Raw genomic sequence first — 18,864 nt, 5'->3', positions numbered from 1 at the left:
ATGGGGATAAACCTGGGCGCTGTCACAGATTATTTCTGTAAACGTTTTTCGATCGCGTCCATCAGCATTCCGGTGATCGAGATCGGGAACTCCGCTTCGATTTCGCGAATGCAGGTTGGGCTGGTGACGTTCACTTCAGTCAGGCGATCGCCGATGATATCCAGGCCAACGAAGATCAGGCCTTTGGCTTTCAGCGTAGGGCCGACGCGGCGGGCAATTTCCCAGTCGCTTTCGGTCAGCGGACGGGGTTCACCACGACCACCGGCCGCCAGGTTACCGCGGGTTTCGCCACCCTGCGGAATACGCGCGAGGCAGTAAGGCACCGGCTCGCCGTCTACAACCAGCACGCGTTTGTCGCCATCTTTAATGGCAGGCAGATAGTTCTGCGCCATGCAGTAACGGGTACCCAGTTCGGTCAGCGTTTCGGCAATCACGCCGATGTTCGGATCGCCTTCCTTCACGCGGAAGATAGATGCGCCGCCCATGCCGTCCAGCGGCTTCATGATGATGTCGCCGTGCTTCTGCCAGAACTCTTTCAGCTGCGCTTTGCTGCGGGTCACCAGCGTTTCCGGCGTCAGGTCAGAGAACCAGGCGGTGTAGAGCTTCTCGTTGCAGTCGCGCAGGCTCTGCGGCTTGTTGACGATAAGCGTCCCTTTCTCTTCGGCACGCTCAAGGATGTAGGTGGAGTAGATATATTCGGTATCGAACGGCGGATCTTTACGCATCAGGATCACGTTGAGGTCGGCCAGGGCAATGTCCTGCTCGGTGCCAAACTCGTACCATTTGTCGTAGTTCTGCTCGACGTTAACGATGCGGGTACGCGCGCGGGCTTCACCGTTGATCAGGTAAAGATCGTTCATCTCCATATAGTGGAGCTCATAGCCGCGACGCTGCGCTTCCAGCAGCATAGCGAAGCTGGAATCTTTTTTGATGTTAATGTTTGCGATGGGATCCATCACGATGCCGAGCTTTATCATGTTCTTCTCCGTTAATACTTCAACCCAGGTCGCCAAACCGCACCTGTAGCGCGGTGATGGCCGTGAGTGCCGTTGTCTCAGTGCGCAGAACGCGAGGTCCCAACAGAATATCAGTAAACTGGTAGCGCGCCGTCATCGCAATTTCGTCCGCCGACAGCCCACCTTCGGGGCCAATCAGCAGCCGAACGCGCTCGACGGGCATCGGCAGCGTATTGATGCTGGCACTGGCGCGCGGATGAAGATTGAGCTTCAGCCCGCTCTCTTCTTCTGCACACCAGTCCTCCAGATCCATTGCCGGGCGGATCTCCGGGATTCGGTTGCGGCCGCTCTGTTCGCAGGCCGCAATGGCAATTTTCTGCCACTGCTGGATCTTTTTATTCAGACGTTCAGCATCCAGTTTAACGCCACAGCGCTCGGAAAAAAGTGGCGTAATGAGGCTTACGCCCAGCTCAATGGATTTTTGAATGGTGAACTCCATCTTTTCCCCGCGCGACATCACCTGCCCAAGGTGGATGTGCAGCGGCGATTCACGGTCGTCCACTTCACCGCGCAAGACATTTACATGCACGCTTTTTTTATCCGCCCGCGTGATTTCCGCGTCGAAAACCTGATTAGAGCCATCGAACAGTTGTATTGCCTGGCCAGCCCCCATGCGCAGCACGCGGCCAACGTGGTTAGCGGCGTCGTCAGACAGGGCGATTTCGCGGCCTGCGGTAATCAGTTCAGGGTGGTAAATGCGGGGAATGCGCATAGTCAAAAATTCCATATGTCATGCGATATAAGCGAATTGCCGTAGTGTAGGTTAGCTCTTTTGCGCCTGGCAAGCCCGCTGGACGTACGGGTTATGATTCCCCTGGACTCTGGCAATGCGTTCGTCGCGCTGGCATTCCCATTCCGTCACCGGATACTGCTTGTCCCAGGCGTTGAACAGCTGCGTCTGCTGGCGGGAAAGGTTGAGGTCATAACGGTCACGCATATAGAAGTAGGTGCGGGCGATGCTGCCGCGCGCGCGGGCAGGGGGCTCGGCGACTTTCTCTTTAAAATCCACCTTCATGCCGCACTGGCCGTACTGGCCTTCGCCACCGTTCCACTGGCTGTACATAAAGTTACCGCGGTCGCCGTTCACTTCACCAACCGCAGGTTGCAGGTTATGCATATCGCTTTCCATCTGGCGATATACCGGATCTTTGGCGCAGTTTTTACGTCCGCCGTCCTGCCAGCACTGGCGCTGGTGGCCAAACTGCCAGGCCGGAACGACATGCTCCCATTCGATGCGGCTGGCGCGGTTTTCGTTTTTACGCACCTTATAGCCGCATGACTCAAGGTCAACGACCCCTTTTTTGCCCTGCCAGTTAATTTTGCAGCCGCAGTAGAAATCGCCCGGCACATCGGCGTTCACCTTCACGCCTGCTGCCTTGGCCTGGGAAAAACTGTTGATACCGTCGGCCATTACCTGGCCGGAAAGCGCCGTCGTCAGAAAAGCGACCGCGAGAGAGAAATTACGGGACATCTTACACTCCGTGTCAAAACGAGCCCGCAACGTAACGAATGTTGTTCCCGTATGCAATCAGTCAGATCAGGAAAGTTCCTGAAAGTTCAGGCGATTACTCCGCGACCAGCGGTTCGCCGCATTTGACGCAGCGGTAGGTCGCTTCACCGCGCACCACGCGATTATGGCGGCGGACGGTAAGCTGGTGCTGCTGGCACTGGCAGCGGTAGGGGAAGGTATTGCGGCGCACCGATTCCAGCTCGAACTGATGGGTGCGGCGCGCCGGAACTCCAAGCACCGCCTCCATCATCCACTTCCACTCTTTTCCGTGGGGCGCGACGCGGCCAAAGTGCTTCCACACCAGAAGGTGCGCCAGCTCGTGCGGTACCACTTCTTCAATAAACGCCTGCTGGTTCTCCATCATCAGCACCGGGTTAAGGCGAATCTCGTATGATTCCAGCCAGGCGGTGCCTGCCGCGGTACCGCGCTGCTGATAGACCAGCTTCGGTTCAGGATAGTTGCGGCCGAGCTTCAGATTCGCCTGAGCGAGTTTTTCCCGCAGGCTGCGCATAACGGCTTGCTGAATGGCAATGGGGAGACGGGGAGCTTTCATAGGGGCAGAGCATAAAGCGGGAAGCGGGGAGGCGCAAGAGGCGCCTCCCGCAATGAGGATCAGTCGTGTGCGCCGATTTCGCGCAGCGGACGACCTTTCATCAGGTTACGTTCAATGTGTTCCAGTGAAACGTGCTTAGTTTCTGGAACCAGCCAGATAGTCAGAACAATAAAGAAGATATTCAGACCGGCGTAGACCCAGAAGGTGTTCGCATTGCCCAAGGTGTTGAGCATGGTCAGGAACGTCGCGCCGACGATCATATTGGCAATCCAGTTGGTCGCGGTAGAGCAGGTGATACCAAAGTCACGCCCTTTCAGCGGCTGGATCTCCGAGCACAGCACCCAAATCAGCGGGCCGGCGCTCATCGCAAACCCGACGATAAACATCAGCAGCATCCCTACCGCGAAGTACTGGGCGGTTGGAGAGTGAATGCCCACATGCATCATGGTGCCCAGCACGCCCATGCCGATCGCCATGACCAGGAAGCCCAGCGTCAGAGTAGGCTTACGCCCCCAGCGATCCACCAGGCCGATGGCGATAAAGGTCGCCAGCACGTTGGTCAGGCCGACAATAACGGTGCCCCACATCTGCTCGGTGGTGTTGGTGTATCCCGCCAGCTCAAAGATTTTTGGCGCGTAGTACATGATGACGTTCATCCCGGTGAACTGCTGCATCACCTGCAGCAGCACGCCGAGGAACACTGCACGGCGGAAGTTGCTGTTCTCTTTAAACAGCGCCCAGCCGGACTGTTTTACCTTCAGGCTTTCGCGGATCTCTTCCAGCTCATTTTTCGCTTCAGCGCTGGTATCGCGCAGGCGAAGCAGCACGCGTTCGGCATCGACGAAGCGGCGTTTGGCGGCGAACCAGCGCGGGCTGTCCGGCAGGAAGAAGACGCCAATCAGCAGCAGAATGGCCGGAATGATGATCACGCCGAGCATCCAGCGCCATGCGCCGCTGTAGCTGAACGCGGTATCGGACAGGTAAGCACCAAGAATACCGATGGTGATCATCAGCTGGTACATGGAAATCATGCTGCCGCGGATTTTCTCCGGCGCAATTTCAGAGAGGTAGAGCGGGGCGGTGTATGACGCTACGCCCACGGCCAGGCCCAGCAGCACGCGGGAAAGGATAAGCACTTCAACGTTAGGGGCGGCTGCAGAGAAGAGGGAACCGGCGACGAAGAGGATCGCACCGATCATGAGGCTCTTTTTACGTCCGAGCTTGAAGGAGAGCCAGCCGCTGCCGACGGCCCCAACGGCCGCACCGAACATCATGGAGCTGACCACCCATTCCTGGGTATGCGCGTTAATCTGGAATTCGTCTGCGATGAAGGGAAGAGCGCCGGCAATGACGCCGATATCCAGGCCAAAGAGTAATCCTGCCAGGGCGGCGAGGAAGCAGACGAAGAATGTCATCGCCTTGTTGGACGTACGCCCCTGTTTTTTATTGTCAGGCATTATGCCCTCCAGTTGGGTTATCAGTTTTATTGATGTTTAGGGTAGGTGAGCGACCCATAAAAAGATGTGAGATTAATCACATTGGTGTAATCGGTTACACTAACCTGTAACCGTAAATAAAATTAAAGCTTTGAAAATATAGAGGTAAATGAGGTGATATGCATCGCGAAAGAATACATTTCAGACTTAACTGAAAGGAAATGTAACAGCAGAAGAAAGGCGATCATGCAAAGAGAATATTCTGAAAGCAGGATATATTCGGTGCGGTGTAATCGGTTCCAGTCGTGCGGCTTTTAGCAGGCACCCGATATAAAAAAGGCCAGCACAAAGGCTGGCCTGTCTAAAGCGCGCGTCAGTCGATTATTTCAGACCGGCAGCTTCACGCAGCAGAGCGGCTTTGTCGGTTTTTTCCCATGGGAAATGTTCACGACCAAAGTGACCGTATGCCGCGGTTTCCTGATAGATTGGGTGCAGCAGATCCAGCATCTGAATCAGGCCGTATGGACGCAGGTCGAAGAACTCGCGTACCAGCAGGGTCAGCTGTTCTGAAGGCACTTTCTCGGTACCGAAAGTTTCAACCATGATGGAGGTTGGCTCAGCCACGCCGATGGCGTAGGAAACCTGGATCTCACAGCGGTCGGCCAGGCCGGCAGCAACGATGTTTTTCGCCACATAACGTGCTGCGTACGCAGCAGAACGGTCAACTTTAGAAGGGTCTTTACCGGAGAACGCACCGCCGCCGTGACGCGCCATGCCGCCGTAGGTATCAACGATGATTTTACGACCGGTCAGGCCGCAGTCGCCCATTGGGCCGCCGATAACGAAGCGTCCGGTTGGGTTGATGAAGAATTTGGTCGCGGAGCTCAGCCATTCGGTCGGCAGAACCGGCTTGATGATCTCTTCCATCACTGCTTCCTGCAGGGATTTCTGATCGATATCTTCGGCATGCTGAGTAGACAGTACCACCGCATCGATGCCGACAATTTTGCCGTCGTCGTACTGGAAGGTTACCTGGCTTTTCGCATCCGGTCGCAGCCACGGCAGGGTGCCGTTTTTACGCACTTCAGCCTGACGCTGCACCAGACGGTGTGCGTAGGTCACAGGCGCCGGCATCAGCACGTCGGTTTCGTTGGTTGCATAACCGAACATCAGGCCCTGGTCGCCCGCGCCCTGTTCCAGCGGATCGGCACGGTCAACGCCCTGGTTGATGTCTGGAGACTGTTTGCCAATCGCGCTCAGTACCGCGCAGGAGTTGGCATCAAAGCCCATATCAGAATGCACATAGCCGATCTCACGCACCGTGTTACGGGTGATCTCTTCGATATCAACCCATGCGCTGGTGGTGATCTCACCGCCAACCAGAACCATGCCGGTTTTGACATAGGTTTCGCACGCTACGCGCGCTTTAGGATCCTGCGCCAGGATCGCATCCAGCACCGCATCGGAGATTTGGTCAGCAATTTTATCAGGATGTCCTTCTGATACGGACTCGGACGTAAACAGGTGTTTTGCCATGTTTTATTTCACCTAAGAGGAATTTGGTTAGCTCAAGCTGCTGTGTGGAATAGCCAAAGGAGATAATTCTACCAAGGCCTGCAGGTTTTTGACACTGGCAGTATGAGTGTTAATCAGTATAGATGGATTAACATCTGGATGGCTATTTTAGGTCACTTCTTCGCCCGATTTCCAGTTTTTTTTGATTCATCTCTCACTGCGTTGAAATGTCTGCTGGAAATTTTTCCTGACGGCGCTGGCAACCCGCGCATTTTTGTTTTGCTTTTTAGCCCCCTTCTCGGTATAAAACGCGGCGCGCGGCTCATACAAAAAAAGCGCTCGATGACCTCATCGTGTCGCCACTTCCAGCCGGGTTAAGCAGTGAACTTTTAGCTTTGGCTTGGGGTCCGTTTCAGCAGAGGCGGCCGTGGAGGTGATACGAGATAATGAACCATCGTTTTCCGCTAATTCAGCGCTGCCGTTCTGGCGCGCAATTGATTCCCGCAACCCGCATTTCTAGTCTGCAAACCTGCCGATGTTATACCCATCTCGGCGCTTCTCAGGATTCCAGGGCCGGTCACGCTTTGTGAAAACTGAACAAGGGCGCTCTTGTTAATACAAGAGTTTTCTCGTGGTTTCGCCGAACCTTGTCATACAGAGTTCGGATACGTGTTTTACAATGATATGAATAAGAAACCGGTCGCACGGTCTGGTTTTCAGCATACTCTGCTGGGAAACGGAGCCGTTTATGGGTTGTTATCGCCGTACAACGCTGCGATAGTAGTCAACTGTTTTACACTTAATACAAAGAGTTGAGGTTCGCTATGTCTGACGACATGTCTTCTTTTTCGCCTTCGTCAGCGGGCGAACAGGGTGTACTACGTTCTATGCAGGAGGTTGCGATGAGCTCCCAGGAAGCCAGCAAGATGCTGCGCACTTACAATATTGCCTGGTGGGGCAATAACTACTACGACGTCAATGAACTGGGCCACATCAGCGTCTGCCCTGATCCGGACGTCCCTGAAGCGCGCGTGGACCTCGCCAAACTGGTGAAAGCCCGCGAAGCACAGGGCCAGCGTTTGCCTGCACTGTTCTGCTTCCCGCAGATCCTGCAACATCGCCTGCGTTCCATTAACGCCGCGTTCAAGCGCGCGCGTGAATCCTACGGCTATAAAGGCGACTACTTTCTGGTTTACCCGATCAAGGTAAACCAGCACCGCCGCGTCATTGAATCCCTGATCCACTCCGGCGAGCCGCTGGGTCTGGAAGCCGGTTCCAAAGCGGAACTGATGGCGGTTCTGGCGCACGCGGGAATGACCCGTTCGGTGATCGTCTGTAACGGCTACAAAGACCGTGAATACATTCGTCTGGCGCTGATTGGCGAGAAGATGGGCCACAAGGTCTATCTGGTTATCGAAAAGATGACCGAAATTGCCATCGTGCTGGAAGAGGCCGAACGTCTGAACGTCATCCCGCGCCTTGGCGTGCGTGCGCGTCTGGCGTCGCAGGGTTCCGGTAAATGGCAGTCCTCCGGCGGTGAAAAATCCAAGTTCGGTCTGGCGGCGAACCAGGTGCTGCAGCTGGTGGAAATTCTGCGCGAGCGCGGTCGTCTGGACAGCATTCAACTGCTGCACTTCCACCTCGGCTCGCAGATGGCCAATATTCGCGACATCGCCACCGGCGTGCGTGAATCGGCCCGTTTCTACGTTGAGCTGCACAAGCTTGGCGTAAATATTCAGTGCTTCGACGTGGGCGGCGGCCTGGGCGTGGACTACGAAGGGACCCGCTCGCAGTCTGACTGCTCGGTGAACTACGGCCTGAACGAATATGCCAACAACATCATCTGGGCGATTGGCGATGCCTGTGAAGAGCACGGCCTGCCGCACCCGACGGTGATCACCGAATCTGGCCGCGCGGTCACCGCCCACCATACGGTGCTGGTGTCTAACATCATTGGCGTTGAGCGCAGCGAAATCACCGAAGCGACGCCTCCGCAGGATGATGCCCCTCGCTCCCTGCAAAGCATGTGGGAAACTTGGCAGGAGATGCATGAGCCGGGCACGCGCCGTTCCCTGCGCGAATGGCTGCATGACAGCCAGATGGATCTGCACGATATTCACGTGGGTTATTCTTCAGGCACCTTCAGCCTGCAGGAGCGCGCGTGGGCGGAGCAGCTCTACCTGAACATGTGCCATGAGGTGCAGAAACAGCTCGATCCGAGCAACCGCGCGCACCGTCCGATTATCGACGAGCTGCAGGAGCGTATGGCGGATAAGATTTACGTCAACTTCTCCCTGTTCCAGTCGATGCCGGATGCCTGGGGTATCGACCAGCTGTTCCCGGTTCTGCCGCTGGAAGGGCTGAACCACGCGCCGGAACGTCGTGCCGTGCTGCTGGACATCACCTGTGACTCCGACGGCGCTATCGACCACTACGTTGACGGCGACGGTATCGCAACGACGATGCCAATGCCGGAGTACGATCCGGAGAACCCGCCGATGCTGGGCTTCTTTATGGTCGGGGCGTATCAGGAGATCCTCGGCAACATGCACAACCTGTTCGGCGATACCGAAGCGGTTGACGTGTTTGTATTCCCTGACGGCAGCGTGGAAGTTGAGCTGTCCGACGAAGGGGATACCGTGGCGGACATGCTTGAATACGTTCAGCTGGATCCGAAAACCCTGCTTACCCAGTTCCGCGATCAGGTGAAAAACACTGGTCTGGACGACGCGCTCCAGCAGCAGTTCCTGGAAGAGTTTGAAGCGGGTCTTTACGGGTACACGTATTTGGAAGACGAGTAAGGCATCCGCCTTTCCCCTCACCCCAGCCCTCTCCCCAAAGGGGAGAGGGTGTTCAATTTCCCTCTCCCCAAAGGGGAGAGGGTTAGGGTGAGGGGCAAAGACCACACTATGCCCTATACTCACTTGAACCCGTATGCATTACCGGCGATAATTCGTCCCAATAAGCGATTTACGAATCAATCCCTTCCTCGTCGGGTTTAACGACGCGGAGGGGATTTTTTTTCATCTGTTTTTAACGCATCGACTTTAAACGAGGTCAGGACATGAGCACTTTAGGTCATCAGTACGATAACTCTCTGGTATCTAACGCGTTTGGTTTTTTACGTCTTCCGATGAACTTCCAGCCGTACGACAGTGACGCTGACTGGGTAATCACCGGCGTACCGTTCGATATGGCGACCTCTGGCCGCGCGGGTGGTCGTCACGGCCCGGCGGCGATCCGTCAGGTTTCCACTAACCTGGCCTGGGAGCACAACCGCTTCCCGTGGAACTTCGACATGCGCGAGCGCCTGAACGTGGTGGACTGCGGTGACCTGGTGTACGCCTTTGGCGACGCGCGTGAAATGAGCGAAAAGCTGCAGGCCCATGCTGAAAAACTGCTGGCCGCCGGCAAGCGCATGCTCTCCTTTGGCGGTGACCACTTCGTGACCCTGCCGCTGCTGCGCGCCCACGCGAAGCACTTCGGTAAAATGGCGCTGGTGCATTTTGATGCGCATACCGACACCTACGCGAACGGCTGCGAGTTCGACCACGGCACCATGTTCTTCACCGCGCCGAACGAAGGTCTGATCGACCCAAACCACTCGGTGCAGATCGGCATCCGCACCGAGTTTGACAAAGACAACGGCTTCACCGTGCTGGACGCGGGCCAGGTTAACGATCGCGGCGTGGACGATATTCTGGCGCAGGTGAAGCAGATCGTCGGCGACATGCCTGTTTACCTGACTTTCGATATCGACTGTCTGGATCCGGCGTTTGCACCTGGCACCGGTACGCCGGTCATCGGCGGCCTGACGTCCGATCGCGCCATCAAGCTGGTGCGCGGCCTGAAGGATCTGAACATCGTCGGTATGGACGTGGTGGAAGTGGCACCAGCCTACGACCAGTCCGAGATCACCGCGCTGGCCGCGGCGACCCTGGCGCTGGAAATGCTTTACATCCAGGCGGCGAAAAAAGGCGAATAAGCCTTACGCGCTCACTGCTGCTGCGCGACGCATGCGCAGCAGCAGCATTCCTCCTGCGAGCAGGGTAATGACCTGCGAGACGACCAGCACCGAAAAACCAGAGCTGACCGACCCCACCGATTTCATCACCATCCCCATCAGCAGCGGAATAAACGCCGCGCAGATATTGCCTGTCCCATTAATAATACCGTACGCGCTGCCCACGGCGTCCCGCGCGGCGTGATGCTGGATCGCCGCAGGAATGGCCGCCCCCTGAAGCCCCCAGAAGACGTTGGCGGACAGCATAAACAGCGCCAGCCATGCGGGCTGATGGCTGAGCATCAGCCCGACCACGGACAGCGCCGTCAGCGCTCCTCCTGCTACAAACAGCACCGGCGCCTGCTCCGGGCGCATTTTGTCGAGCAGCACGCCGCCGAGGAATTTAGAGCCCAGGCTCAGCAGGAAGGGAATGGCCGCAAGCATGCCGGTGGCATGCAGCGAGAAGTGGTGTTCGTCGCGAAGCCATGCGGGCAGCCAGGCGCTGCTCCCCCAGAGATAGCTCAGCGTGGCGATTTCAACCAGCAGGATCCAGCCCAGCAGCGGCGTTTGCCACGCCAGGGTGAAGGTGCGAACAAAACCCGTTTTTTTCGTCGTTGGGAGGCCGCCCGGCACGGACAGGTATCGCCAGATGAGTCCGCCACCGAGAGCCAAATTCAGTATCGCCAGCGCATAAAACGACCCGGCCCAGCCCAGATGATCCATCAGCCAGGTCACCAGCGGAAAGCCCACGGCCAGGCCGAGCGAGACGCCCAGCGCGGTCACGGCGTTGGGTTTGCCGATCTCATCCGCGCTAAAGTTATCGCTGATGAAGCGCGTTTTCAGGGAAAAGAGCGGTCCTTCCGCCACCCCGAGAATCACGCGCGCGATGAGCATCCCCATCAGCGAGCCGAGCAGGGGAGAGATCGCACAGACCGCGGCCCAAATCACAATACTGCCTAATAACCCCTGCCGATAATGAAGTTTGCTTTCAATAACTGGTGTTAATAATAAAGCTGAAAAACCATAACCCAAAAGAAAGCAGGTCATTAGCATTCCCTGTAACATTCTGTTTTCATTTAGCTGAAAGTGGTGGGCAAATTCCGGGTTTAATATCATTACAGAAATATTTACCCGGTCGATGTAGGAGATAATGATGAGTAATAACAGTGCAATTGTACCTTGCCATCTTGCCGTCATGTTGCCTGCCTTATGCGTGCGCATAGTTATATTTTTATCAGCGTGATTGTCACGGTTCTAAAATGATTCGCCAGTGAAACTTGTTGTTTTAAAAGAATAAAATAAATACCAGTTTCACTGATGAAACATTAAGCGCTTCCTCTCTTTTATTTGTACGAAGCAAAAACAAAGAAAGTCAATATCTGAGTAATGAAATTTAAAGTCATCGAAAAATCGTATTCATTCACGCCGCAATAATGAAAATTTCATATCGCTGCATTTTTTCGTGATCCTTTGCACACTTAGTTAATTAATTGCTGTTTGATTAACAAATTCTTCACATTGGCGCTTGACGAAACATTCATCGCTTTTATATTGACCGTATTAAATAAGAAACAGAGTTTCATATATGAAACAAAAGCCTGGAGGATCGTGATGAGCTGGATAGGCGTATGTGACGCAGAACAAGTACAGGAAGATTTCCCTTTTAGCGGCAGCGTCGACGGTAAAGAGATCGGCGTTTATTTGATTGACGGCGAGTATTACGCGCTGGAAGACGTATGTCCGCACGCTTATGCCCTCCTGAGCCAGGGCTTCGTAGAAGATGGAAAGGTGGAATGCCCGCTGCACGAGGCGGTCTTCGACGTTAAAACCGGCCAGTGCCTGCACGGCCCCGGCGGTCGCAACCTTAACCGCTACCCGGTTCGGGTCTATGAAAACCAAATCCAGATTACCTTCGTTGAGGAGACCGTGGCATGAGCAACACCCTGAACTACAACCCTGCGCTACCGGAAAGCCGCCAGTTTACCCCGCCTGCAGAAGGCGGTAACGGCGCCATTCATAAGCCAGGCGATTACCAGAATCTCATCTGGCAAACCCGCAGCCGCGAACCGGAAAACTGGGAGGTGAACCTCATTGCGACGCTGGAAGAGCTCTTTGAGCAGGGTGTTGAAACCTTACCGGAGCTGGTGAACGGCCTGAACGCGGTGCGCATGCACGATCAGCAGGGCGAGCCGTGGAGCAACGCCAGCTTCCAGGCATTCTTACAGGTTAACGGCTACTGAGGACAACGCGATGACGACGACCGTACAACATTATCTCGATAAAGGCCTGCGCGGCCTCTGGTATCCGGTGCTGTCGAGCTGGGAAGTGCAGTCCGCGCCGGTGGGGATTACCCGCCTGGGCGAGCAGATTGTTGTCTGGCGTAACAAAGATGGCCAGGTCCAGGCGCTGGAAGACCGCTGTCCGCACCGCGGCGCGCGCCTGTCGATGGGCTGGAACCTCGGTGACCGCATCGCCTGCTGGTATCACGGCGTGGAAGTGGCGGGCAATGGCGAGGTGAAAGATGTGCCCGCCGTGGACAAATGTCCGCTGGTCGGCCAGCAGTGCGTGCGCAGCTACAACGTGCAGGAGGCGCACGGCGCTATCTTCCTGTGGTTTGGCGTGACCGCCGACCAGCAGCCGGACGAGCTGAGCTTCCCGGATGAACTCGCCGACACGGAGAACTTCAGCAACTTCCTCTGTACCGCCGCGTGGAAATGCAACTACCAGTACGCGCTGGAAAACGTAATGGACCCGATGCACGGCACCTATCTGCACTCGTCCTCACACTCGATGGCGGAAGGGGACCGCAAAGCCGACATGGTTCTTCAGCCGACCAAAACTGGCTTCATCTTCGAGAAGAAGGGCCAAAGCGGCGTTAACTTTGACTGGGTGGAGCTGGGCAATAGCGGCACCTGCTGGATGCGTCTCTCTATTCCGTACAAGAAGCGCTTCGGACCGGGCGGCCACTTCTTTATTGTCGGCATGGTGGTGCCGGAAGATAACGACAACTGCCGTGTCTTCTTCTGGCGTATTCGCCGCGTGCAGGGCTGGCAGCGCGACATGTGGCGCTTTATGTACCGCAACCGTCTGGAAAAGCTGCACTGGGAAGTGCTGGAGCAGGACCGCGTGGTGCTGGAAAGCCTGGCGCCAAACGCCCGCGACCATGAGTACCTTTATCAGCACGACGTTGGGCTCTCTCGCCTGCGCCGCATGATGCAGAAGGCCGCCAAAGAGCAGCTGGCGATGCGCGAAGCGCAGCAGGGAGCCGCCTGATGAACGGACTGCTGGGGGGAAAGCGCATCGTCGTGACCGGCGCCGCGCGCGGGCTGGGCTACCACTTTGCCAGAGCCTGCGCGGAGCAGGGCGCGTCGGTGGTGATGTGCGACATCCTCAAAGGCGAACTGGCCGAGAGCGCGCAAACGCTCCGCGAACAGGGCTATGCGATCGAGCCGCACGTCATCGATCTGGCCGATCCGCATTCTATTGAGCAGGTGTTCAGCGCCATTGGCGATCGCGGGCAGATTGACGGTCTGGTGAACAACGCGGCGATGGCGACCGGCGTGGGCGGTAAAAACATGCTTGATTACGACCCGGACCTGTGGGACCGCGTGATGAGCGTGAACGTCAAAGGCACCTGGCTGGTGACGCGCGCCGCCGTGCCGCTGCTTCGCGAAGGGGCGGCAATTGTGAATGTGGCGTCCGATACCGCGCTGTGGGGCGCCCCGCGCCTGATGGCCTACGTCGCCAGTAAGGGGGCGGTGATTGCCATGACCCGCTCGATGGCGCGCGAGCTGGGCGAAAAGCGCATTCGTATCAACGCTATCGCGCCGGGGCTGACCCGCGTCGAGGCAACCGAATATGTGCCCGTCGAGCGGCATCAGCTCTACGAAAACGGCCGTGCACTCGCGGGCGCGCAGCAGCCGGAAGATGTGACCGGCAGCGTGGTCTGGCTGTTAAGCGATCTGTCGCGGTTTGTCACCGGGCAGCTGATCCCGGTCAACGGCGGCTTTGTCTTTAACTGAGGTATGGCGATGATGGCAAACGATCGGGAAGTGAAGTATCTGGTGCCGGGGCTGGAGCGCGGCCTGCAGCTGCTGTTGGCCTTCGGCGAGCAGCATCGCGAACTGACCTTTGCCGAACTGCACCGGCTGGTGGATATGCCGAAGGCCACCGCCTACCGGGTAGTGCAGACCCTGGAGTACATGGGTTTTCTGGAGCGCAACGCGCGCACCAATACCTTTTCGCTCGGCATGAACGTGCTGCGCCTGGGCTTTGAGTACATCGCCTCGCTGGACGTGGCGCAGGTCGGCCAGCCGGTGATCGAGCAGCTGCGCGACGTCAGCCAGTGCAGCAGCCATCTGGCGATCCGCGACGGGCGCGACATTATCTACATCGCCCGCGTCAGCGCCGCCGGGTCACGCATCAATCAGGTCAGCATTGGCACCCGTCTGCCGGTGCACTGCACCTCGCTCGGGCGCATGCTGCTGACCGATGTATCCCGTGCCGATTTTGAACAGTTGTTCCCGCACGAGCGTCTGCCGGGCAACACGCCGGGGCAGCTTCACGACCGCGAAGCTCTCTGGCAGATGGTGCAGCAGGATAAAGCCCGTGGGTACGTGATCGGTGAATCCTTCTTCCGCCACGGCATCTCCTCCATCGTCTACCCGGTGTATGACCGAAGCGGACGCGTGGCGGCGGTGGTCAGCATTCTGGTGCCGTCGGAAGAGATCCCGCAGACCGACCGCGAACGCCTGCAAAACGAGGTTCGCCTCGCGGCGGATAGAATTTCTGGCTTCTTAGGGTATCTGTCACAGGCCAGTTAAATCAGTGAGTTAACGTCAGGCGCTTGACTGCGTCGGGCATGGTTTACGCCCAATTTGGGCCAGATGAGGCAACGAACGATGAGTGTAACCGGAATTGAAAAGCTGGAATTTGGCGTGGAGGACCTGACGCACTGCGCCAAATTTATGCGTGATTTTGGCCTGACGGGCGATGCCAGCGGCCAGCGTTTTACTACCCTGAGCGGCGCACGCGTGGAGCTTAACCCGATCGACAGCCCCGACCTGCCGCCGGCGTTTGAGACGGGCAACACCCTGCGCCGCATGACCTGGGCGGTTGCCGCGCAGTCAGATCTTGACGCGCTGCGCCCGAAGCTGGCGCAGCAGCCCGGCTTTCGCGAGGTGGGCGACGCGCTGGAGTGCCTCGACCCGAACGGTATGACCCTGCGCGTGCAGGTCAGCCAGCAGACCGAGGTGGAGCTGAACGTCGAGCCGATTAACCAGTGGGGCGACGTCCGCCGCATCGACACCCCGAGCCCGGTTTACGATCGCGCCCAGCCCATCAACGTTGGGCACGTGGTGTTCTTCGTGGAAGAGCTGGCGGCGGTGGAAAAATTCTACCGCGAGGTGCTCGGCTTCCAGGTCTCTGACCGCTACATCAACCGGGCCGTGTTCCTGCGCTGCGGCGCGCGCGGCGGCCATCACAACCTGTTCCTGCTGCAGCTGCCGAACCGCAGGCGCGGTCTCAACCACGTGGCCTTCACGGTACGTGATATTCATGAGGTGATCGGCGGCGGGATTGCGATGAATAAACACGACTGGAGCACCTTTATCGGGCCGGGCCGCCATCCGGTGTCGTCGGCCTATTTCTGGTACGTCAACAGCCCGACCGGCGGCGCGTTTGAGTATTACACCAACGACGACTACCTGACCGAAAACTGGCAGCCGCGCGAGCTGGAGCACTCGCTGGTCTCCTTTACCGAATGGGCGGTGGAAGGCGGGATTGACCACGACACGCGCCGCCAGCAGAAAAAGCCGGAGGCGGTATGACGTCGCGCATTGTCATTATTGGCGGCGGCCAGGCGGGCGGCTGGGCGGCGAAAACACTGCGCGACGAGGGCTTCGACGGCGAGATTTGCGTGGTGGCAGAAGAGGAATGGGATTTCTACGAACGGCCGCCGCTGTCGAAGGCGTCCCTGCTGGAGCCGGACGCGGCGCTCCCGCGCCTGTTTACCGACGAGGTGCAGCAGGCGCTGAACCTGACCTGGTTCCGCCCGCTGCGTGCGGAGCAGATCGACCGAGCGGCGAAAACGGTGCGGTTAAGCAACGGCGAGCACCTTAGTTACAACATTCTATTGATTGCCACCGGAGGGCGGGCGCGCCTGCCGGGTGAGGCGTGGGCTTCCCATCCGCAGGTCTACACCCTGCGCCACTGGCAGGACGCACAGCGCCTGAAGGGTCGTCTGGCGGAAAGTCAAACTCTGGCGATTGTCGGCGGCGGCTGGATTGGGCTGGAGATTGCCGCCTCCGCGCGCAAAAGCGGCGTGGCGGTCACCCTGTTCGAGCAGCAGCCTGCGCTCTGCATGCGCTCGGTGAGCGGTGAGGTGTCGCAGCGCCTGGAAGCCCTCCATCGCGGGCAGGGTGTCGAGATACGTACCGGCTGCGGCGCGCTGGAGCTGGAGGACGATAGCGGCCTGCCGGTTATCCACTGCGATGGCCGGCGCGAAACCTTTGACGCGGTGGTGGTGGGGATCGGCGTCGATCTCAACCTGGAGCTGGCGCGCGATGCGGGGCTGCGCACCGAACGAGGGATCGTCGTCGATGCCCAAGGGAGAACGTCGGATCCGTCCATTTTTGCCGCAGGCGATGTGGCCCGGCATCATCACTACGGCCTGTGCATCCAGTCCTGGGCCTTTGCGCAGAATCAGGCGGTGGCGACGGCAAAAGCGATGCTCAACCCCGATGCGCCAGGCTACGACGACGCGCCGTGGCTGTGGTCGGATCAATATCAGCACAACATCCAGATCCTCGGCATACCGCAGCCGGGAAGCACAACGATAGCGCGCGAAGATTCGCTGTTCTTCTCGCTGGACGAGAGCGGGCGGCTGACGCAACTGGTGGCGTTTAACGATGCACGCACCGTCAAGCTGGCGAAGCGCTGGATGGCGGCGGGGCGGGATCTGTCCGACGTGCCGCTCGCCGACCCGACCTTTTCACTGATGTCACTGCGATAACCCGCACCCGTAGGGGGAGACATGACCACATTAGAGACCAACACCGCGCCCGTTGAGGCGAGCGGTGAGGGAGCTCGCACGCCTGAAAAAGCGGTGCGCTGGGCTATCCCGCTGTCGCTGCTGGCCTGCGTGCTGCTGGCGTTTTTCGACAAAATCAGCATCGCGGCGCTGTTTTCTGACGGCCATTTCCAGCAGGCGATGGGCATTGATTTCGACACCACGCGCCTCGGCATTCTGATGAGCGCCTTTCTGCTGAGCTACGGCTTTTCGTCGGTCTTTCTCAGCGGGCTGGGGGACAAAATCGCCCCGCTGCGCCTGCTCACCGGAATGATGGTTGTCTGGTGCGTGCTGATGGTGGCGATGGGCTTTACCCATAACTACACGCTGATGATCGTCCTGCGCATCCTGCTGGGCGTGGCGGAAGGGCCGCTGTTCCCGCTGGCCTTTGCCATTGTGCGGCACAACTTTCCGCAGCATCTGCAGGCGCGCGCCACCATGCTGTGGCTGCTGGGCACGCCGGTGGGCGCGGCAATCGGTTTCCCGCTCTCCCTCTGGCTGCTGAACGCCTTCGGCTGGCAGAGCACGTTCTTCGTGATGGCGATGCTCACCGTGCCGGTGCTGATTTTCGTGCGCGTAGGTCTGCGCGGGATCCGTCTGGAAGCAAAACCCGGCACCTCGCAGGCGTCGCAGGACGAGCGCCGCGCCGCGCGCCGCGAGCTGTTTGTCAGCCCGCACTTCTGGATCATCTGCATCTTTAACATTGCCTTCCTGACCTACCTTTGGGGCATCAACGGCTGGCTGCCGGGCTATCTCATCAAGGGCAAAGGCATTCATCTGGAGCACGCGGGCTGGCTGTCGTCGATGCCGTTTATCGCCATGCTGGCGGGAGAGGTGATTGGCGCGTGGCTTTCGGATCGGGTCGATAAGCGTGCGGCGGCCTGCTTTATCTCCATGGCGGGGGCCGCGGCAGGTCTTGCGGCGGTGATGCACCTCGACACCCCGCTGACCATCATCGCGGCGATGAGCTTCAGCACCTTCATGTGGGGCACCGGCGCACCCAACATTTTCGCCCTGCTGGCGAAGGCCACCCATCCCCGGGTGAGCGCTACGGCGGGCGGCATTTTCAACGGGCTGGGAAACTTTGCGGGCGCGCTGTCGCCGGCGGTGATGGGCGCGCTTATCGCCTTCACCCACAGCATGGATTCCGGGCTGATTTTTCTGGCGGTGATGGCGGCGGTGGGCTGCGTCCTGTTACTGCCGCTGCTGAGACGTTACTGAGGAGAGTGTCATGACTGATTCAACCGTAACCAAGACATCTGGCATCAAGCCTGACCACCTGACGATGGAAGAGTGGGTCGAGTCGCGCATCGCGCGCTTCGAAGGCCGTAAATACGACTGGAACGCGCTGAAGTTCCAAGCCGATTTTGACCCGAAATACCGCCGGGCGCAGATGCGCTACATCGGCACCGGCGCAACCGGCGTGGCGAACGACACCAATACAGTACAAGCGGACCATTTCACCTTCTCCACCATGGTGCTGCCGTCGAAGTGCGAGGGGCCGCTACACCTGCACGACGACGTGGAAGAGGTGTTCTTCATGCTTAAAGGGCAGATCACGCTGATGATCCAGGACGGCGACAACTACACCGAAACCGTGCTGCGCGAGCGCGATTTGATTTCCGTCCCGCCGGGGATCTATCGCGGCCTGTTTAACCACGGGGAAGAAGAGGCGCTGATGTGCGTCATGCTGGGAACCAACAAGCCGGAAATCCCGACCTATCCCGCCGACCATCCGCTCTCAAAAGTGAAGCGGAACTAA

20 protein-coding genes are annotated in these 18,864 nt (G+C 58.1%); 13 read left to right on the top strand and 7 right to left on the bottom strand.

Annotated elements, in window-relative coordinates; all coding sequences use genetic code 11:
• Positions 1-29: 29 nt before the first annotated feature.
• The 6 genes from gshB to metK form a co-directional block, all read right to left on the bottom strand.
• Complete coding sequence (gene gshB, locus URZ40_RS04320) at positions 30-977, bottom strand: glutathione synthase (RefSeq protein WP_023331278.1); 948 nt, start codon at positions 975-977, stop codon at positions 30-32.
• A gap of 19 nt (positions 978-996) precedes the next feature.
• Positions 997-1,728, bottom strand: a complete 732-nt coding sequence (gene rsmE / locus URZ40_RS04315) for a 16S rRNA (uracil(1498)-N(3))-methyltransferase (protein ID WP_316379960.1) — start codon at positions 1,726-1,728, stop codon at positions 997-999.
• A gap of 51 nt (positions 1,729-1,779) precedes the next feature.
• Positions 1,780-2,487, bottom strand: coding sequence for a deoxyribonuclease I (endA, locus tag URZ40_RS04310; RefSeq protein WP_233002833.1), 708 nt, complete (start codon positions 2,485-2,487; stop codon positions 1,780-1,782).
• Between the two features lie 94 nt (positions 2,488-2,581).
• On the bottom strand, positions 2,582-3,079 hold the full coding sequence (locus tag URZ40_RS04305; protein WP_003860035.1) for a SprT family zinc-dependent metalloprotease: 498 nt from the start codon (positions 3,077-3,079) through the stop codon (positions 2,582-2,584).
• 59 nt (positions 3,080-3,138) lie between these two features.
• Positions 3,139-4,536: a galactose/proton symporter gene (gene galP / locus URZ40_RS04300; protein WP_045134809.1), complete on the bottom strand. Its 1,398-nt coding sequence runs from the start codon at positions 4,534-4,536 to the stop codon at positions 3,139-3,141.
• Between the two features lie 360 nt (positions 4,537-4,896).
• Positions 4,897-6,051 (bottom strand): methionine adenosyltransferase, encoded by a 1,155-nt coding sequence (gene metK, locus URZ40_RS04295; RefSeq protein ID WP_061097111.1) that lies wholly within the window; start codon positions 6,049-6,051, stop codon positions 4,897-4,899.
• A 138-nt stretch (positions 6,052-6,189) separates the two neighbouring features.
• Here metK and URZ40_RS04290 point away from each other — a divergent pair, with 138 nt between their 5' ends.
• From URZ40_RS04290 to speB, 4 genes are all read left to right on the top strand, one after another.
• Entirely contained in the window at positions 6,190-6,408 is a 219-nt protein-coding gene (locus URZ40_RS04290) for a hypothetical protein (RefSeq protein ID WP_162874982.1), read from the top strand.
• Between the two features lie 306 nt (positions 6,409-6,714).
• Positions 6,715-6,846, top strand: a complete 132-nt coding sequence (gene yqgB, locus URZ40_RS04280; RefSeq protein ID WP_127312443.1) for an acid stress response protein YqgB — start codon at positions 6,715-6,717, stop codon at positions 6,844-6,846.
• A gap of 8 nt (positions 6,847-6,854) precedes the next feature.
• Positions 6,855-8,831 (top strand): biosynthetic arginine decarboxylase, encoded by a 1,977-nt coding sequence (speA, locus tag URZ40_RS04275; protein WP_116341952.1) that lies wholly within the window; start codon positions 6,855-6,857, stop codon positions 8,829-8,831.
• 263 nt (positions 8,832-9,094) lie between these two features.
• Positions 9,095-10,015: an agmatinase gene (speB, locus tag URZ40_RS04270; protein ID WP_008499737.1), complete on the top strand. Its 921-nt coding sequence runs from the start codon at positions 9,095-9,097 to the stop codon at positions 10,013-10,015.
• 3 nt (positions 10,016-10,018) lie between these two features.
• Here the strand turns inward: speB and URZ40_RS04265 are convergent, their stop codons facing one another.
• A complete protein-coding gene (locus URZ40_RS04265; protein WP_320719840.1) occupies positions 10,019-11,230 on the bottom strand; it encodes an MFS transporter in 1,212 nt (403 codons plus the stop codon).
• A 414-nt stretch (positions 11,231-11,644) separates the two neighbouring features.
• Here URZ40_RS04265 and URZ40_RS04260 point away from each other — a divergent pair, with 414 nt between their 5' ends.
• The 9 genes from URZ40_RS04260 to URZ40_RS04220 all read left to right on the top strand — a co-directional run bounded on the left by URZ40_RS04260 (position 11,645) and on the right by URZ40_RS04220 (position 18,864).
• Positions 11,645-11,968 carry a non-heme iron oxygenase ferredoxin subunit gene (locus URZ40_RS04260; protein ID WP_116341948.1) on the top strand — a complete coding sequence of 108 codons (324 nt, stop codon included), beginning with the start codon at positions 11,645-11,647 and terminating at the stop codon, positions 11,966-11,968.
• Positions 11,965-12,273, top strand: a complete 309-nt coding sequence (locus URZ40_RS04255) for a recombinase-like helix-turn-helix domain-containing protein (RefSeq protein WP_163329644.1) — start codon at positions 11,965-11,967, stop codon at positions 12,271-12,273. The genes URZ40_RS04260 and URZ40_RS04255 overlap by 4 nt, the downstream gene beginning before the upstream one ends.
• Positions 12,274-12,283: 10 nt before the next feature.
• Positions 12,284-13,306 (top strand): aromatic ring-hydroxylating dioxygenase subunit alpha, encoded by a 1,023-nt coding sequence (locus URZ40_RS04250; protein ID WP_163329643.1) that lies wholly within the window; start codon positions 12,284-12,286, stop codon positions 13,304-13,306.
• A complete protein-coding gene (locus URZ40_RS04245; protein WP_302221200.1) occupies positions 13,306-14,055 on the top strand; it encodes an SDR family oxidoreductase in 750 nt (249 codons plus the stop codon). Before URZ40_RS04250 ends, URZ40_RS04245 begins: the two co-directional genes overlap by 1 nt.
• A gap of 12 nt (positions 14,056-14,067) precedes the next feature.
• On the top strand, positions 14,068-14,856 hold the full coding sequence (locus tag URZ40_RS04240; RefSeq protein ID WP_116342271.1) for an IclR family transcriptional regulator: 789 nt from the start codon (positions 14,068-14,070) through the stop codon (positions 14,854-14,856).
• A gap of 78 nt (positions 14,857-14,934) precedes the next feature.
• Positions 14,935-15,861: a VOC family protein gene (locus URZ40_RS04235; protein ID WP_320719837.1), complete on the top strand. Its 927-nt coding sequence runs from the start codon at positions 14,935-14,937 to the stop codon at positions 15,859-15,861.
• Positions 15,858-17,045, top strand: a complete 1,188-nt coding sequence (locus URZ40_RS04230) for an FAD-dependent oxidoreductase (RefSeq protein WP_320719836.1) — start codon at positions 15,858-15,860, stop codon at positions 17,043-17,045. The genes URZ40_RS04235 and URZ40_RS04230 overlap by 4 nt, the downstream gene beginning before the upstream one ends.
• Positions 17,046-17,066: 21 nt before the next feature.
• Entirely contained in the window at positions 17,067-18,323 is a 1,257-nt protein-coding gene (locus tag URZ40_RS04225) for an MFS transporter (protein ID WP_266179092.1), read from the top strand.
• Positions 18,324-18,333: 10 nt separating this feature from the next.
• Positions 18,334-18,864 carry a cupin domain-containing protein gene (locus URZ40_RS04220; RefSeq protein ID WP_116341934.1) on the top strand — a complete coding sequence of 177 codons (531 nt, stop codon included), beginning with the start codon at positions 18,334-18,336 and terminating at the stop codon, positions 18,862-18,864.

Origin of the sequence: Enterobacter sp. 296B2 (assembly GCF_034106185.1) — a bacterium.
In the GTDB taxonomy this organism is placed as follows: Bacteria; Pseudomonadota; Gammaproteobacteria; order Enterobacterales; family Enterobacteriaceae; genus Enterobacter; species Enterobacter cloacae_N.
Note: the sequence above shows the minus strand (reverse complement) of the source record. Positions and strands in the feature narration are given on the sequence as shown.

Bases quoted from the DNA above. Each gene is read 5' to 3' on its own strand.
- URZ40_RS04225 (WP_266179092.1), top strand. From the start codon at position 17,067: ATGACCACATTAGAGACCAACACCGCGCCCGTTGAGGCGAGCGGTGAG.
- URZ40_RS04290 (WP_162874982.1), top strand. From the start codon at position 6,190: ATGGCTATTTTAGGTCACTTCTTCGCCCGATTTCCAGTTTTTTTTGAT.
- URZ40_RS04240 (WP_116342271.1), top strand. From the start codon at position 14,068: ATGGCAAACGATCGGGAAGTGAAGTATCTGGTGCCGGGGCTGGAGCGC.
- yqgB (WP_127312443.1), top strand. From the start codon at position 6,715: ATGAATAAGAAACCGGTCGCACGGTCTGGTTTTCAGCATACTCTGCTG.
- gshB (WP_023331278.1), bottom strand. From the start codon at position 977: ATGATAAAGCTCGGCATCGTGATGGATCCCATCGCAAACATTAACATC.
- rsmE (WP_316379960.1), bottom strand. From the start codon at position 1,728: ATGCGCATTCCCCGCATTTACCACCCTGAACTGATTACCGCAGGCCGC.
- URZ40_RS04255 (WP_163329644.1), top strand. From the start codon at position 11,965: ATGAGCAACACCCTGAACTACAACCCTGCGCTACCGGAAAGCCGCCAG.
- URZ40_RS04220 (WP_116341934.1), top strand. From the start codon at position 18,334: ATGACTGATTCAACCGTAACCAAGACATCTGGCATCAAGCCTGACCAC.
- galP (WP_045134809.1), bottom strand. From the start codon at position 4,536: ATGCCTGACAATAAAAAACAGGGGCGTACGTCCAACAAGGCGATGACA.
- URZ40_RS04230 (WP_320719836.1), top strand. From the start codon at position 15,858: ATGACGTCGCGCATTGTCATTATTGGCGGCGGCCAGGCGGGCGGCTGG.
- speA (WP_116341952.1), top strand. From the start codon at position 6,855: ATGTCTGACGACATGTCTTCTTTTTCGCCTTCGTCAGCGGGCGAACAG.
- endA (WP_233002833.1), bottom strand. From the start codon at position 2,487: ATGTCCCGTAATTTCTCTCTCGCGGTCGCTTTTCTGACGACGGCGCTT.
- speB (WP_008499737.1), top strand. From the start codon at position 9,095: ATGAGCACTTTAGGTCATCAGTACGATAACTCTCTGGTATCTAACGCG.
- URZ40_RS04265 (WP_320719840.1), bottom strand. From the start codon at position 11,230: ATGACGGCAAGATGGCAAGGTACAATTGCACTGTTATTACTCATCATT.
- metK (WP_061097111.1), bottom strand. From the start codon at position 6,051: ATGGCAAAACACCTGTTTACGTCCGAGTCCGTATCAGAAGGACATCCT.
- URZ40_RS04260 (WP_116341948.1), top strand. From the start codon at position 11,645: ATGAGCTGGATAGGCGTATGTGACGCAGAACAAGTACAGGAAGATTTC.
- URZ40_RS04245 (WP_302221200.1), top strand. From the start codon at position 13,306: ATGAACGGACTGCTGGGGGGAAAGCGCATCGTCGTGACCGGCGCCGCG.
- URZ40_RS04305 (WP_003860035.1), bottom strand. From the start codon at position 3,079: ATGAAAGCTCCCCGTCTCCCCATTGCCATTCAGCAAGCCGTTATGCGC.
- URZ40_RS04235 (WP_320719837.1), top strand. From the start codon at position 14,935: ATGAGTGTAACCGGAATTGAAAAGCTGGAATTTGGCGTGGAGGACCTG.
- URZ40_RS04250 (WP_163329643.1), top strand. From the start codon at position 12,284: ATGACGACGACCGTACAACATTATCTCGATAAAGGCCTGCGCGGCCTC.